This is a genomic window from Acetobacter sp. (assembly GCF_052102375.1).
GTDB lineage: Bacteria > Pseudomonadota > Alphaproteobacteria > Acetobacterales > Acetobacteraceae > Acetobacter.
This window is the reverse complement of record NZ_JBQDXI010000023.1, coordinates 22,632-36,803: the sequence shown is the minus strand read 5'-3', so window position 1 is coordinate 36,803 and position 14,172 is coordinate 22,632. Positions and strand designations below refer to the sequence as shown.

The 14,172-nt window shown below is 54.2% G+C and carries 13 protein-coding genes and 1 tRNA gene; 7 read left to right on the top strand and 7 right to left on the bottom strand.

The annotated features are described in order from the left end of the window. Nucleotides 1-20: 20 nt before the first annotated feature. Together ACTIDN_RS10255 and ACTIDN_RS10250 are read right to left on the bottom strand one after the other, a co-directional pair. Nucleotides 21-500 (bottom strand): IclR family transcriptional regulator, encoded by a 480-nt coding sequence (locus ACTIDN_RS10255; RefSeq protein WP_441376963.1) that lies wholly within the window; start codon nt 498-500, stop codon nt 21-23. 243 nt (nt 501-743) lie between these two features. Beyond that, a tRNA-Val gene (locus tag ACTIDN_RS10250) sits at nt 744-818 on the bottom strand. A gap of 139 nt (nt 819-957) precedes the next feature. Between ACTIDN_RS10250 and ACTIDN_RS10245 the strand changes: the two genes are divergently transcribed. Continuing rightward, a complete protein-coding gene (locus ACTIDN_RS10245; RefSeq protein WP_441376962.1) occupies nt 958-1,806 on the top strand; it encodes an N-formylglutamate amidohydrolase in 849 nt (282 codons plus the stop codon). A gap of 27 nt (nt 1,807-1,833) precedes the next feature. Here ACTIDN_RS10245 and argC read toward each other — a convergent pair whose 3' ends face one another. Then, nucleotides 1,834-2,751, bottom strand: a complete 918-nt coding sequence (gene argC / locus ACTIDN_RS10240; protein WP_415509225.1) for an N-acetyl-gamma-glutamyl-phosphate reductase — start codon at nt 2,749-2,751, stop codon at nt 1,834-1,836. Between the two features lie 189 nt (nt 2,752-2,940). On the opposite strand from argC, the gene mazG reads away from it, so the two are divergent. Continuing rightward, nucleotides 2,941-3,810 carry a nucleoside triphosphate pyrophosphohydrolase gene (mazG, locus tag ACTIDN_RS10235; protein ID WP_441376961.1) on the top strand — a complete coding sequence of 290 codons (870 nt, stop codon included), beginning with the start codon at nt 2,941-2,943 and terminating at the stop codon, nt 3,808-3,810. A gap of 888 nt (nt 3,811-4,698) precedes the next feature. Here mazG and ACTIDN_RS10230 read toward each other — a convergent pair. Together ACTIDN_RS10230 and ACTIDN_RS10225 are read right to left on the bottom strand one after the other, a co-directional pair. Then, nucleotides 4,699-5,367, bottom strand: coding sequence for a YfdX family protein (locus ACTIDN_RS10230; protein ID WP_441376960.1), 669 nt, complete (start codon nt 5,365-5,367; stop codon nt 4,699-4,701). Between the two features lie 117 nt (nt 5,368-5,484). Then, a complete protein-coding gene (locus ACTIDN_RS10225) occupies nt 5,485-6,615 on the bottom strand; it encodes a type III PLP-dependent enzyme (protein WP_048837883.1) in 1,131 nt (376 codons plus the stop codon). A 422-nt stretch (nt 6,616-7,037) separates the two neighbouring features. Here ACTIDN_RS10225 and ACTIDN_RS10220 point away from each other — a divergent pair, with 422 nt between their 5' ends. Continuing rightward, nucleotides 7,038-8,030: a YihY/virulence factor BrkB family protein gene (locus ACTIDN_RS10220; RefSeq protein WP_415509237.1), complete on the top strand. Its 993-nt coding sequence runs from the start codon at nt 7,038-7,040 to the stop codon at nt 8,028-8,030. 121 nt (nt 8,031-8,151) lie between these two features. On the opposite strand, the gene ACTIDN_RS10215 is transcribed toward ACTIDN_RS10220, so the two are convergent. Next, nucleotides 8,152-8,718 (bottom strand): septal ring lytic transglycosylase RlpA family protein, encoded by a 567-nt coding sequence (locus tag ACTIDN_RS10215; RefSeq protein ID WP_441376959.1) that lies wholly within the window; start codon nt 8,716-8,718, stop codon nt 8,152-8,154. Nucleotides 8,719-9,018: 300 nt separating this feature from the next. Between ACTIDN_RS10215 and aroQ the strand changes: the two genes are divergently transcribed. The 4 genes from aroQ (at nt 9,019) to ACTIDN_RS10195 (ending at nt 12,210) form a co-directional block, all read left to right on the top strand. Beyond that, nucleotides 9,019-9,477, top strand: coding sequence for a type II 3-dehydroquinate dehydratase (aroQ, locus tag ACTIDN_RS10210; protein ID WP_048837954.1), 459 nt, complete (start codon nt 9,019-9,021; stop codon nt 9,475-9,477). Next, the gene (gene accB / locus ACTIDN_RS10205; protein WP_441376958.1) at nt 9,474-9,932 is read left to right on the top strand and encodes an acetyl-CoA carboxylase biotin carboxyl carrier protein; all 459 of its coding nucleotides are present in this window, start codon (nt 9,474-9,476) and stop codon (nt 9,930-9,932) included. The genes aroQ and accB overlap by 4 nt, the downstream gene beginning before the upstream one ends. Continuing rightward, nucleotides 9,932-11,275: an acetyl-CoA carboxylase biotin carboxylase subunit gene (accC, locus tag ACTIDN_RS10200; RefSeq protein ID WP_441376957.1), complete on the top strand. Its 1,344-nt coding sequence runs from the start codon at nt 9,932-9,934 to the stop codon at nt 11,273-11,275. The genes accB and accC overlap by 1 nt, the downstream gene beginning before the upstream one ends. A gap of 155 nt (nt 11,276-11,430) precedes the next feature. Next, the gene (locus tag ACTIDN_RS10195; RefSeq protein ID WP_441376956.1) at nt 11,431-12,210 is read left to right on the top strand and encodes an acetoin reductase; all 780 of its coding nucleotides are present in this window, start codon (nt 11,431-11,433) and stop codon (nt 12,208-12,210) included. A gap of 68 nt (nt 12,211-12,278) precedes the next feature. On the opposite strand, the gene ACTIDN_RS10190 is transcribed toward ACTIDN_RS10195, so the two are convergent. Then, nucleotides 12,279-13,769 carry a sugar porter family MFS transporter gene (locus tag ACTIDN_RS10190; RefSeq protein WP_415509098.1) on the bottom strand — a complete coding sequence of 497 codons (1,491 nt, stop codon included), beginning with the start codon at nt 13,767-13,769 and terminating at the stop codon, nt 12,279-12,281. Nucleotides 13,770-14,172: the final 403 nt, after the last annotated feature.

Here is a 14,172-nt window from a genome sequence, read left to right as displayed (position 1 = left end):
TCCTGTGGAATGACTGAATTCTACAAAATGACCCGAAATTGCCTCAAGTGTGAGAAATCCGCGACAAGCCCTACAGCCGACCCTTCCAGAGGCTCACGACGATAAAGGGCCGGTTCAACCCGGTCCGGCTCACGCATATTAATGACATCGAGATACGTTGCCTCATCCCCACTGGGTACACCCAGCCACACTGTGGCCTGACTGGCACGGGCTATATCTTCCAGAGCGGGACGCAAATAGGTGCGAATGGCCTGATCATCCCCCACCATACGGGCCAGATTAAGGATGCGCCCGCCAAGATGGTACCGCATATCCCCCGTGCGCCGCTGTACATACCCAAGGCGCAGAAGGGTTTGGAGAATATTATGGACCGTGGTTTTCCCCAACCCGGACGCAGCAGCAATAGCCTGCAAACGCGCCCCACCCCCCGCTTGCGCAATAATTTCCAGAATCATGGCAGACCGCTCTACCGACTGAATAAGTTTGGGGGCCGTCTGCATAAAGCTGCCTCTGCATCTCTGAGCACACAGCAATAAACGGGCTCTCAAGCAGATGTAAATGCTGCGGCACATAGCCACATACCCACCCAAAGGCACGGCAATACTACGTTTGTAAAACACGAAGGCTTTTCAGAAACGAGCCAGCGCTCAAGCAAGAGGTGACCTGACGCGCATATAGTGTACGAGAAGCATTCTTGCAGGATATTACAGAATTTTTTAGGGGGATATTTCTAGAGATAAGGATGGTGGGCGCAACAGGGATTGAACCTGTGACCCCTACCATGTCAAGGTAGTGCTCTACCGCTGAGCTATGCGCCCACCATCCTTATCTGCGCCGCGTTTTATCCTTCTTGCGTTCAGAGCGCAAGCCCACAATTATAGCCGAATGAAAAATTTTGCTCATTCACTCATCCGTCGGGGCCTAAGCCGGATCATACCTACGGAGACAGACCGAATAGTGAATGAAAACGAACAGTTATGGGTCACACCGCCGTTCCATGTGTCTGGAACAGCTACCACGCCCGTGGTGCTGGCCTCACCGCATTCGGGCCGCATTTATCCGGATGCGTTTGTGAACACCAGCCGCCAACCTCTTGCCACACTGCGTGGCGGGGAAGACAGCTACGTTGAAGAACTGGCAGCTCCTGCCCATGCGTTGGGACCGGCCCTTTTATACGCCCAATTTCCCCGCGCATACTGTGACGTCAACCGTGCTGCATGGGATATGGACCCCCGTATGTTTGACGGGCCGGTCCCAGCCTTTGTTAAACCAACTCATAGAGCGCTGTCCGGTCTTGGCTCCGTACCCCGTATTGTTGCGGATAACCGGGCCATCTATCGTACCCGCCTCCCCTTTACGGAAGCCGCGCTCCGTATCCGAGACTGCTGGATGCCTTACCACAAGGCTCTGGCACAGCTTTTGCAGGACTGCCGTGCCCAGCACGGCATGGCAGTCCTGCTGGACCTACACTCCATGCCAGATGCGCTGGAGGCCGGAGCCCCTGATTTTGTGTTAGGTGACCGGCATGGCACATCCTGTTCAGGCAGAGTAATAAGTTGTGCTGAAAAAGCCTTACAGGCGCAGGGGTTCAGCACAACACGCAACCTACCTTATGCAGGCGGCTACATTACCCAGCATTATGGGCGGCCACAGGAAGGACTGCATGCGCTTCAGGTTGAAATGCGCCGCAGCTTATACATGAACGAAGACACACGCACCAAAACAGAAGGTTTTGCGCGCTTGAGCGCGGCACTGGCGCAAATGACGCTCGCCATTCTGACGGACATCAAGGCCCCCCGTCCCTAAAACGGGGGGATAGCCATCAAGGCTGTGTCAGGCCGACAAGCCCAGCATCAAGGCAATATTCTGCAAAGCTGCACCGGATGCCCCTTTACCGAGGTTATCGAGCCGTGCCGTTAAGACAGCCTGCCTGTGGCGGGGGCTGCCATGTACGCGCAACTCCATACGGTCACTCTTTGCCAAGCCTTCAGCAGACAAACCTGCATCCTGCGGCACAACATGCACCTTATCTTGCCCTGCATAGCGGGTTGCTAACACTGTGTTCAGGTCATCAACCGTAACACCGCCGGTCAGGTCATCCAGATGCAAAGGAATGGAGACAATCATGCCGCGTGGGAAATGCCCGACGGAGGGCACAAAAACGGGCCGCCGCCCCAAACCAGCATGAAGGTGGATTTCCGGCACATGCTTGTGCTCAAGCCCCAGACCATAAAGTTCAAACGCGGGGCCACCATCACGTTCATGCTCTTCAATCATGCTGCGGCCACCACCTGTATAGCCGCTAATGGCATTGATACAGACTGGATACTGCGCATCCATAACACCGGCATCAATCAAGGGCCGCAACAGGGCAATGGCCCCCGTTGGGTAACACCCCGGATTAGAAACCTGGGGCGCTGACGCAATGGCTGCGGACTGGGCTTCGGACAGCTCAGGAAAACCATATACCCAACCCGGAGCAGTCCGAAACGCCGTGCTGGCATCCAGCAGGCGGGGAGCAACTTCTCCAAGCTCTGCTGCCATGTCCACAGCCTCGCGGGAGGCAGCATCAGGCAGACACAGCACAACCAGATCTGCTGCCGCCATGGCATCCTGACGTGCAGCAGGGTCTTTGCGATGCGCCGTGGCTATGGAATGCAAACGCACAGGCAGAGTGGCCAGACGTTCACGAATTTCCAGCCCGGTGGTGCCGGCTTCACCATCAATAAAAATAACGGGGTGCTGTGTCATACCATCTCACCCTGCGTGTGCAGGCTCCCTATGCCGGTTCAAGGCGGGTTATCTCTTTTTCAGGCTGTTCGCCCTTCCGTCCTTTTCGCATATAGGAGGGAACGCCCTTCGGGTGGAAGGGGGAAGGACCAAAAACCATACCTAACCCTCTCTACCTAACTGATAGTTGCACACGATAAGGCTTGTCACATGGTTTCTCAGCAGCCCACACCGTACTCCCGCCCCGAGCACGCCGCGCAGGAAATAATACGACTGGCCGCCCTTATGGCGCAATTGCGCAACCCTGAGGGTGGTTGCCCATGGGACCTTGAACAAACCCCGGAAACCATAGCGCCCTATGCCATTGAAGAAGCCTACGAAGTGCTGGACGCCATTCAGCGGCAGGACTGGCAGGCTTTCCCGGACGAATTGGGGGACCTGCTGTTACAGGTTGTGTATCAGTCCCAGCTTGCGCGGGAGGCCGGGCAGTTTGACCTTGCGACTGTTGCACGCATGGTCACTGAGAAAATGATACGGCGGCACCCGCATGTGACATTTGGTACGGAGGTTTTAGGCAACGACCCCACGCACACAAACGCAACCACACCCGCGCAGGCCCTTCCCGCACAGTGGGAAGCCCTGAAAGAGCAGGAACGCCGCAAACTGATAAAAGACGGGCAGTCTGGCGGTGCTCTGGCGGGCTTGCCCCCCATGCTGCCAGCGCTGCTCCGTGCCGCCAAAATTGCAGGACGAGCAGCACGCGTAGGGTTTGACTGGCCGGATGTGTCTGGGGTTGTGGCGAAAGTGCATGAAGAAATAGACGAATTTACCGTAGAGCTTGAAAAGGGTGACAAAGACCGCATGCAGGACGAATTAGGCGATGTCCTGTTTTCTTTGGCCAGTCTGGCACGCCGCCTTGATCTGGACCCGGAAGCGTGCCTACGCCAAGCCTGTGATAAATTTACGCGACGGTTTGAAGCTGTAGAAAGCAAACTTTCCCTGCAAGGTCTGTCCATGCAGGACCGCCCTGTGGAAGAGCTGGACAAGCTCTGGCAAGACGTAAAGCGTGAACAGGGATAAGTAAAAACCCTATTTACTCTCTATAAAAAAACCTAAGCGGGGTAGATTGTTCCGCTCAGGTCATAGCAAATGGAACACAGATCTGCCGCCACCCACCGTGACCGTAGCAGCGGTGACATAACGTGCTGCGTCATGTGCCAAAAAACAAATGGCCCGTACTATTCTCCCGTTGCGGATCCCCCCAGCAGCGCCAAACCTGTTTGTTCTATAAATTTACAGTTTTTTTCTAAAAATTTCACAATACCCTGCTTTATAGGTGTTTTAGACAGATCGGGATCAACTGAATGGATCCAAGTGCCTTATTGTGCTCAATCAAGCGCCAGAGAACGTATCAGATTAGACCATCCATGCCGAAAATTGACCCTACATTCACGATGCCGCCCTTTGCTTACTCAGACGAAGAATATCTAAAATCAATCATTAAAATATGCTTCTGTAGTCAATAAAAATAACTTTTTATTATACATAGTATCTTGTGCTTTTAGATTGATCAGGTTGTGCAACGCCAGCATTATTTATCAAAGCACTGCCTTACCTGTTGCAGGTCACTATTGACCATTTGTGAATTTGAAATATCACATTCCCAGAGCAGATCATTTTCCAGTGTAAAGCTAGAATTTTCCCGATTTTTTTTGCAAAATCTTAAAACGGCAGATTAGTCAAGCTCTTATGAAAACAGCTAGCTATGCAGCACCAGAACCTGCAGCAGCGCCCGTGACAACACCCGTTTTATGAAATATTTCCACCACTCTGAAAGAGTGCCGCGAGATGGATATGCCACTGCTGGTATACAAACTTTTTGTATCCATCTGCGCGATACTTACCGCTTGCTTTTTGCAAGCGGTATCTGGGCAGGATGACGCTTATTCTGTCCTGCCAAGTGACAGCTTACGGTGCAGGCGGCTGTTGCGTCACCCCCTGAATGTCCACCGATGCATATCTGACAGAATCTTCCACGCTCCGCAGTGCCTCGCTGGCTTTGTATGGGTTCTTTGCTAGAGCATGAGCCGCTTTGTCCGCCGCAATACGTGTTTGCTCAAGCGGTACCGCCGCTATAATGTAATCTGCATCAACCCCGGCACTTCGTAAAAGAGCGGCTGCCCGCGTGGTATCTCCGCTCTTCAGATGAGTGTTCGCCATAGCAAGTGCTGCGGTGCGCTCCGTTGTAGGAGACAGGGTTTCATCCAGCACCAGTTCACCGTCTATAGGCAACCACGCCACCTGTTTACCAACCTCTGGCAAAGGCCGAGGCGGCTGATTGCGCACTTTGGTCGGCATCAAATCAGCTTCGGCTTTTTCAAAAGCGGTATTGTCAGCCCGTGCGCGCACAAGATCTTGCTGGGCAGCAGCAATTAATGTTTTGGCGCTAGCCAAGTCACCATCAAAGATGGCTTTGCGGGCAAGGCTCAACTCTTCAAAGGCTGCATTGCCATCCGCAGACAAGCGGCCAAAATTCTGCACGGCAGATGCAGCAGACACAGGCTCCTCAGCATGAGCTAAAGACAGCCCGGATGCCGATACTACCAACCCTGCCAGCAGCAATGCTGTTTTTTTCATGCGCGTGCCTCCCTGAAGCGTATTCAGGTAATCTTACTGCAAGCAACACAACATGCAAAAGCGGCTATAAGTAAAAAATTATGGGCGGCACAGACCATGCACCGCCCGTGTAAGCTCTTAGATGTAGTGCTCGGCTAGCGGCTGGAAACCGTTAAACCGGGTAGAACAATATGTTGAGACATAAGCCCCGGTTGAGCACAAATCTATTTGCTCTCCTGATTGAAGAGAGAGCGGCAGTTCGTATGCGGTTTTCTCATACATAATATCCGCGCCGTCACAGGTTGGCCCGGCAATAGCAACTGGCCCAGTTGCCGTGCCATCGCGGTCTGTACGAATAGCGTAACGAATGGACTCGCCTTCCGTTTCTGCCAGTCCACCAAACCGGCCAATGTCCAGATACACCCAGCGTGGGCCATCTTCGCGGCCGCGGCGGCTGACCAGAACAACTTCTGAACGCACCACACCGGCGGCTCCCACAATAAAGCGGCCCGGTTCAACAAGCATTTCAGGCAATGCATTCCCAAAGTGCTCTGTCATGGCGTGGCTGATGGCTGTCGCGAAATGATCAATTTCCGGCACGTCGTCCCGGTATTTAACCGGGAAACCACCACCAAGGTTGATCATGCGCAGGTCAAGCCCCGCTGCGGCGAGGTCCGTGAACAGAGCTGCCACACGGCCAATTGCCACTTCGTATGCATCAGCAGACAACTGCTGGCTGCCAACATGAAAAGACAGGCCATACGGGTCCAGCCCGAACTCGCGCGCTTTGAGCATAAGGTCACGCGCCGATTCGAGCGTTGTGCCAAACTTGCGTGAGAGCGGCCATTCAGCGCCATCATTATCCACCAGCAGGCGGCAATACACGCGCGAACCCGGAGCGTGGGCAGCAAGTTTTTCCAGTTCTTCCAGACTGTCAAAAACATACATCCGCACACCGGCACGATACGCGGCCTGAATGGCGGACACTTTTTTGACGGTGTTGCCGAAGGAAATATCTTCCGGCTCTGCACCTGCCTGAAGGCACATTGACACTTCTTCCCACGAGGCCGCATCAAAGCTGGACCCCAGCCCTACAAGGCGGGTGAGAATTGGCATAGCCGGATTGGCTTTGACCGCATAATAAATGCGAGCCTGCGGGAGTGCGGAATTGAGCGCGAGATACCGGGCTTCCACCTGATCGACATCAACGACCAAGCATGGCGTAGCGGGCTTTTGCTCAGCGAAAAAACGGGCAATTTTGGGCGTCATTCCACCCATTCCCCCAATATAAGGCTCTCCCGCTTTTTGTTTGTGCTGGGAGAGGAGTTGCGAAACGGTCTAACGGACCAGCGACCAAATAAAAGACCACCAAGAGAAAGGTGACCCAGATTGCCAGAACGCTTGACGTCGTTGCGTAACCTCAGAGGGCCAGTGGCACGTGCGTTGCTGCGTAGGGGCGTGCATATGAGGCCAAACCACCACAAGCGCAAGACAAAAATAACGTGAGGGAAGAAAAATATGGCACACCCGAGAGAGCGTAGCTAAAAATGCGCTCTGTTATGGTGCCTTTCAGACACCTCCACGCCCTGTAAAGGGAACCGGCATTGGCCCAAACCTGTTTGCTTAAACAGGTTTATGCGGTTCAGCCTTAAAGCCGGAGCCACGCGACAAAGAAGGATTCTTCAAACACTATGCAGGCCCTCTGTGACCCGGCTAACCCGACTCCCTCCAGCACTGCGCTGCCCTCCCCCCATCATGATGAGACCATTCTCACTACAGGAGCGGCAAAGTTTGCCCGCCCGTCAGAACTGAGCGGAAAAGACTGGAAGACCATTTTCCTTCAAACAGGCAAAAGCCTGATTTCCGGCCCTACCACTTTGGTAGCCGCAGGATGTGCGTTCTATACCACCCTCTCCCTTTTTCCGGCTATCAGCTCCCTGATTTCCATTTATGGTCTGGCGTTTGATGTCCAAACCGTCACCCCGCAACTTGAAGTGTTGCGCGGCCTGTTGCCACCGGGTGCCTACGCCCTGATTTATGACCGGATTCAAACCCTTGTGGCGGAACCTCCGGGCTCTTTGACCATTAACCTTGTCATTTCTCTGGGTGTGGCCCTGTGGTCAGCCTCGGCTGCTACCCGCTCAATTCTCTCTGCCCTGAATATGGCCTACAACACCAAGGAAAGCCGTAGTTTTCTGGTGTTTCAGGTCACGGCCCTCGCCATGACCCTCTCTGCAGTGCTCGGCGCGGCGCTTACACTGGCCATTATGGTTGCGCTGCCCATTTTTCTTAATCTGCCAACATGGCTGCATATTCCTACACCACCCGGTTCCGTTGAGTTTGCGGCACGCTGGAGTGGTCCTGCCGTCATGTTCACATTTCAGATTCTGGCTACATCAGCGCTCTATCGCTTCGGGCCGGACCGACACTACCCAACCAACTGGCGTTGGGTTCTGCCTGGTGCACTGTTTGCAACTATTACCTGGATCATCACGGCTCTCGGGTTTTCGTATTATGTCGCGCACATTGCCAGCTACAATGCGACCTACGGACCTCTAGGCGCGGTTATTGCCATCATGATGTGGTTTTTCGTCAGCGCGTGGGTGGTGCTCATGGGTGCCGAACTGAGTGCCGAAATGGAAAGCTATGCACGCGGCGTCCGCCGTAAGCCGATTGTCATGTAAAGCTGTTGCAAGAGAAGCGGTTCCTCCGCTTCTCTCCCCTGCGCTCAATACTAAAAAAGCGACCCGAAGCCGGAACAGGCCTTGGGTCGCTTTTTTAGTATTCAGTATAAACTTTTAGAACTTAACGATGCGCCCGCTTGCGTACCCGTTGTAGCGGGCGCAGAGCATGTGTCTTGGGAGTGCCAACCTGCATGACGGAAGATGTGTCCAGAGAGTCGGAACCATCTTGCGGGGCCATGGCGACCTCGATAGGGGCTTCTTCGATTTTAACATGTGCCACGCCGCTGCTGAGCATCCCGAGGCGGGCGGCAGCAGCCTGTGACAGGTCGATCACACGGTTGTGGCTGTATGGACCACGGTCATTGACCGTTACCACCACTGAGCGCCCTGTCTCTTCTGACGTTACCAGCAGCTTGCTGCCAAGAGGGGCGGTTGGATGAGCTGCTGTCAGCCGGGTTTTGTCAAAAGCGCTGCCGGAAGAGGTACGATGATGGTTGAAACGCCCCCCATACCAGCTTGCTACGCCCTTCTGTGAAGCGTGCCTGACATGCCCTTTACCAGAGACGACCGGGAACTCGTCCGTCTGCTCCCGCGCTGCCAGAGCGCGGTTTACGGAATCGGCCCATGCCGTACCTGACTGCTCGGTTTCTGCTGCATTGGCAGACGAAACAGTGGTCATGGTAGCCATGAAAAATACACTTCCAAGAAGTACCCGGCGCAGGGCTGACATCCGCTTGCTGACTCCATCGGTTATTAAATACTGAGCAAATAAAGCCGGTCTCTTCACCAAAAGGCAACTCTTTTCTACTCTGCCCTCTGGTTTGTTATGCCTTTTGTAGCCGTGACATCGGGCAAAACAAAGGCAGAATAAAGCCCACCCCACGGCAATTTCACCCTTTATTCTCCAATTGGAGGCATGGCATTTTACGGCTGCCCTTCATCTCTGCTCTTGGATGCAACGTGCCATCGTGCTACGGCCCATGCCACTATGAAAAGACCTCTTATTGCTGTGCTAAACGGCCCCAACCTGAACATGCTAGGCCAGCGCCAGCCCGAAATTTACGGGCGGGCCACCTTGGATGATGTAGAGCAAATCTGCATTCAGGCTGCTGACAAGCTGGATCTGGCCATTGACTTCCGCCAGACCAACATAGAAGGCGAACTTATTTCGTGGGTGCAGGAGTGCCGCAAGCGTGCGCGCGGCATCATTATCAATCCTGCGGGCTACAGCCATACATCTGTTGCGCTGCTTGACGCGTTACTTGCAACGGACCTGCCAGTGATAGAGGTTCATATCTCCAACATTCATCGCCGCGAGCCATTCCGTCACATGTCTTATGTCTCACGTGCCGCAGTTGGTGTTATATGTGGGCTAGGCGTGGCAGGGTATTCTCTGGCATTGCAGGCAATGACCGATCTTATTCTTAATGAGGATGACCACCAATGAGCGGATTGCTCGTGGATGCGGATGCCATTCGGGCATTGGCTGAAATTTTGACAGACACCGGCCTGACCGAAATCGAAATTGCGGAGAAAGACAGCCGCATTCGTGTTGCCCGTACGCTGAGCGTGCAGGCTGCGGCAGCCCCTGCTGTGGCAGCGGCTCCCGTTGCGGCCCCTGTTGCTGCGGCCCCTGTGCCAGCCGCTCCGGCTGACCTGTCCCGTCACCCGGGCGCAGTCAACAGCCCCATGGTGGGCGTGGCCTATCTGGCGCCAGACCCATCCTCCGCACCTTTTGTGAGCGAAGGGCAAATTGTGAGCGCAGGCCAGACCCTGCTGCTGATTGAAGCCATGAAGACCTTCAACCAGATTAAAGCTCCCAAGGCTGGCACGATCAAGACGGTGCTGGTTGCCTCCGGCGACCCAGTGGAATTTGGTCAACCGCTTGTCATTATCGAGTGATGTTTTCTAAAATCCTCATCGCCAACCGCGGCGAGATTGCCCTTCGTATCCTGCGCGCCTGCCGGGAACTGGGCATTAAGACCGTAGCGGTTCATTCCACCGCAGATGAAGACGCAATGCACGTGCGTCTGGCAGATGAAGCCGTGTGTATTGGCCCGGCCTCATCCCGCGATTCGTACCTGAATGTTGCGGCAATTCTGTCTGCGGCTACCATTACGGGCGCTGAAGCTATTCACCCCGGTTACGGCTTTCTGTCTGAAAACGCAGATTTTGCAGAGACGGTAGAAGCCCACGGCCTGACCTTTATTGGCCCTACTGCGGAGCACATCCGTATGATGGGGGATAAGATCACTGCCAAAACCACCATGATGGCCCTTGGCGTACCACTGGTACCGGGGTCTGACGGTGAACTTGCCAATATTGAAGAGGCCCGCATTGTGGCCGAAAAAGTTGGCTACCCGGTTCTGATCAAGGCTGCCGCCGGTGGCGGTGGTCGTGGCATGAAGGTGGCGCCAACCGCAGCAGATCTGGAAGAAGCTTGGAGTGTGGCCCGTACAGAAGCACGGGCTGCCTTTGGGAATGACGCGGTTTATCTTGAAAAATACATGGATAAGCCCCGTCATATCGAACTCCAGATTCTGGGCGATAACTACGGCAACGTGGTGCATTTTGGTGAACGTGACTGCTCCTTGCAGCGCCGCCACCAGAAACTGCTGGAAGAAGCTGGCTCTCCCGCCATTGATGACGAACAGCGCGATGAAATTGGCCGCACCGTCACCGAAGCCCTATCACGCATGGGCTACCGGAATGCCGGGACGCTCGAGTTCCTGTATCAGGATGGCCAGTTCTGCTTTATCGAGATGAATACCCGCCTTCAGGTGGAACATCCGGTAACGGAAATGGTCTGCAATGTTGATCTGGTCCGTGAGCAGATTCGCATCGCAGCAGGCGAAAAGCTGGGCTACACGCAGCAAGACGTGACCTTTGATGGCCATGCCATTGAATGCCGTATCAACGCGGAAGACCCTGAAACCTTCGCGCCCTGCCCCGGCACGGTTGCCGTTTATCACCCTCCGGGTGGTCTGGGTGTGCGCGTTGATAGCGCCCTGTACACCGGCTATCGCGTGCCGCCATACTATGACAGCATGATTGCCAAGGTCATTGTCCACGCCCCAACACGGGCACAGGCCATTGCCCGTATGCAGCGCGCTCTTGATGAGTTTGTTGTTGAAGGCATCAAGACCGTCATACCGTTGCATCGGCGTATTCTGGCTGACTCGCAGTTCCAGAAAGGTGACTACACCATTCACTGGCTGGAAAACTTTACAGGTCTTTCGCACTAAAGCGAGAGCATCCTGACTTCAGAAAGCCCGGCTTCTTAATAGAAGGCCGGGTTTTTTGTAGGCACATTTCAGTGTGCAGCACATCAGACAGAGACACATTTTACCCCTAACGAGTGTATTCTGGCAGAGTCTTCAACAAATGCAGGACTCACACCATGTCGCTTTCAGGCAAAACCGCAATTGTTACAGGTGCAGCGCAAGGCATAGGCCGGAGTATTGCCCTACGTTTGGCTCAGGACGGAGCCAATATTGTTCTGACAGACGTAAAAACTGACAAACTGGCTGCTGTTGTAAAAGAAGTGGAAGCACTTGGGCGTAAAGCCCTTGCAGTTACGGCGGACGTGGGAGACCGTGAGCAGGTCTATGCTACGGTCCAGCAAGCCGCAGAAACCATGGGTCAGGTCGATATCATGGTCAACAATGCTGGCATTGTGCAGGTCAGCTCCATTCTGGATGCCACACCGGAAGAAGTAGAGACCATTTACCGCATTAACGTACAGGGCACGTTATGGGGTATTCAGGCGGCAGCCAAAGCCTTCAAGGCACAAGGTACACCGGGCAAAATTATCAATGCCTGCTCCATGGCCGGACATGAGAGCTTTCCTTTGCTGGGCGTTTATTGCTCCACCAAATTTGCCATTCGCGCTCTAACGCAAACGGCCGCCAAAGAACTGGGCAGCCTTGGCATTACAGTCAACGCTTACTGTCCAGGCATTGTGGGCACAGACATGTGGGACTTTATTGACCGCCGCATGGTGGAAGAAACTGGTGCCAAACCGCGCGAGACCTATAACAAGTTTGTGGGTGGCATTGCGTTAGGCCGCGCAGAAACATCAGAAGACGTTGCTGCGCTGGTAGCATTTCTGGCAGGGCCAGATTCCAATTACATAACTGGCCAGTCCATTATTACCGATGGTGGTATTGTTTATCGCTAGACCAGACAGAAAAAAGGCTCTCACACAGGAGAGCCTTTTTTACCAAACACTTAGGATCTTTTGAAACCTCAGGCGGTTGTCGTGGTGAACCCGACTTCCTCAGCATCCTCTGAATCGTAGGAGCGAATGCGTGGGTCCTGCCCTACTTTTGGTTTGAATTCACCCCGGCGCAATGCGATCTCGATATCTTCCAGAGACGCACCGGCTGTTTCTGGCACGAAGAAATAGACAAAGATAACCGATAACAGGTTCACCCCTGCGTAAACCCACATTGTACCACCCAACGTAACCAGTTGCACAAGGGTCAGGGCCGTGGCTGTCACCAGCAGGTCAGCCCCCCACAGCATGGCAGCGTGCACACTTGTTGCCGCAGCACGCATGGGGAGCGGGAACAACTCAGCGCCCAGCAGCCAGCCGACAACCTGAATACCGCCTGCATTGAACATCATGAACAACAGCAGAAAGGCGATAATCATCCAGCTTCCAACACTCCCTTTATCAGGGTGGATCGCAAACATGATGCCAAGCCCGATCAGGCTGAGAACAGACCCCGGCCCCATAATGAGCACCAGACGGCGGCGGCCAATTTTATCCACAAACAGGCAGCCCAGCAGGGTCATGACCAGATAAACGATCGCAATACCGAGACTGGCCAGCAGCGCGGCGGAGTTACCAAACCCGGCATCAGACAGGAAGGTTGGCGCGTAATAAATCATCATTTCAAGACCGCCAGCCTGCGTAAAGAACGCAATACCGAGGGCCGCAACAAGAGCAGGACGGGCAAAGGGTAACATAAGCCCTTTCCAGCCACGCTCATTCTCATCAATGTCAGACGCGTTTTCATGAATTTCACGAATTTCACGCCGGATGACCTTGCGTGATGTCCGCACACGGCTGAGCTGCTCAACAGCAGAGGCCAGACCTTCGTTTTCGGCCGTCCAGCGCGGGCTTTTGGGCAAGAAAAACATGCAGATGAATACAAATGCGGCGGGAATAGCTGCAACCGAAATCATGGGCCGCCAGCCCCATGCATCACGCATGGTAAAGCCCACCAGGTTGGCTAGAAAAATACCCACACCAATGGCCACGTTGAACAATGTCACCAGATTGCCGCGCTTGCTGGCAGGCGCCAGCTCAGAAATATAGGTTGGCACAACCTGCGTGGCACCCCCCACGGCAAGACCGAGGAATACGCGTGCAATAATCAGGCTTGTGACATCCGGTGCCCGGGAGCATGCAACGGCTCCTGCAACAAACACCGCTGTCACAACCATGACGGACACACGACGGCCAAACCGCTCGGACAGATAAGAGATGCCCATAGCCCCCATGACCGCCCCGACCAGAATGGCGGAGGTCACCATCTCTTCCTGTCCGGAAGTTAAGTGAAAGTCTTTGGTAATGAGGAGCAGTGCACCTGAAATAATACCGGTGTCATATCCGTATAGACCGCCGCATATTGCCGCAACAATAGCTGCAGCCCACAAGACACGGTTTGCGTTTGGCGAGATTTCGACATTCGCAATTGCTTCTTGAGCCTGTTTTCTTTCTTCTGTCATGCCCGCATAATGCCACAATTCCCATGTGGTTGCATAGGAATTACATTTTTTTATTCAAATTTCCATAATACCACCTTCGTAACCATTTTCGTGACGGTGATTTTGAGCCTCTGTGTCACCTTCTGTTCAACTCTTGTCATGACGCCTGCATCTGCTTGACATCACGAACCGAAAGGTTATCTGATCACGGCTACCAAGGGGGGTTCCGGCAAGGAACTGAGAGGCCACTAGGCTCTGGCAACAGAGCGCGTGGCGACCCTGCCGCCAGAGAGCATAATGCTGCTGGCGGGGAACCTGATCCGGTTCATACCGGCGGAGGGACTGGTGCAAGAGAAAGAGTGTTGGCTCCCGCTAACTCTTGGTCCGTTATAACACGACACCTCTCTTCCGCTCCTGTCCTCCT

What these genes read in the sequence shown, in the direction of transcription:
- ACTIDN_RS10255 (WP_441376963.1), bottom strand. Translation starts at nt 500, where the DNA reads ATGCAGACGGCCCCCAAACTTATTCAGTCGGTAGAGCGGTCTGCCATG.
- argC (WP_415509225.1), bottom strand. Translation starts at nt 2,751, where the DNA reads ATGACACAGCACCCCGTTATTTTTATTGATGGTGAAGCCGGCACCACC.
- mazG (WP_441376961.1), top strand. Translation starts at nt 2,941, where the DNA reads ATGGTTTCTCAGCAGCCCACACCGTACTCCCGCCCCGAGCACGCCGCG.
- ACTIDN_RS10230 (WP_441376960.1), bottom strand. Translation starts at nt 5,367, where the DNA reads ATGAAAAAAACAGCATTGCTGCTGGCAGGGTTGGTAGTATCGGCATCC.
- ACTIDN_RS10225 (WP_048837883.1), bottom strand. Translation starts at nt 6,615, where the DNA reads ATGACGCCCAAAATTGCCCGTTTTTTCGCTGAGCAAAAGCCCGCTACG.
- ACTIDN_RS10220 (WP_415509237.1), top strand. Translation starts at nt 7,038, where the DNA reads ATGCAGGCCCTCTGTGACCCGGCTAACCCGACTCCCTCCAGCACTGCG.
- ACTIDN_RS10215 (WP_441376959.1), bottom strand. Translation starts at nt 8,718, where the DNA reads ATGGCTACCATGACCACTGTTTCGTCTGCCAATGCAGCAGAAACCGAG.
- aroQ (WP_048837954.1), top strand. Translation starts at nt 9,019, where the DNA reads ATGAAAAGACCTCTTATTGCTGTGCTAAACGGCCCCAACCTGAACATG.
- accB (WP_441376958.1), top strand. Translation starts at nt 9,474, where the DNA reads ATGAGCGGATTGCTCGTGGATGCGGATGCCATTCGGGCATTGGCTGAA.
- accC (WP_441376957.1), top strand. Translation starts at nt 9,932, where the DNA reads ATGTTTTCTAAAATCCTCATCGCCAACCGCGGCGAGATTGCCCTTCGT.
- ACTIDN_RS10195 (WP_441376956.1), top strand. Translation starts at nt 11,431, where the DNA reads ATGTCGCTTTCAGGCAAAACCGCAATTGTTACAGGTGCAGCGCAAGGC.
- ACTIDN_RS10190 (WP_415509098.1), bottom strand. Translation starts at nt 13,769, where the DNA reads ATGACAGAAGAAAGAAAACAGGCTCAAGAAGCAATTGCGAATGTCGAA.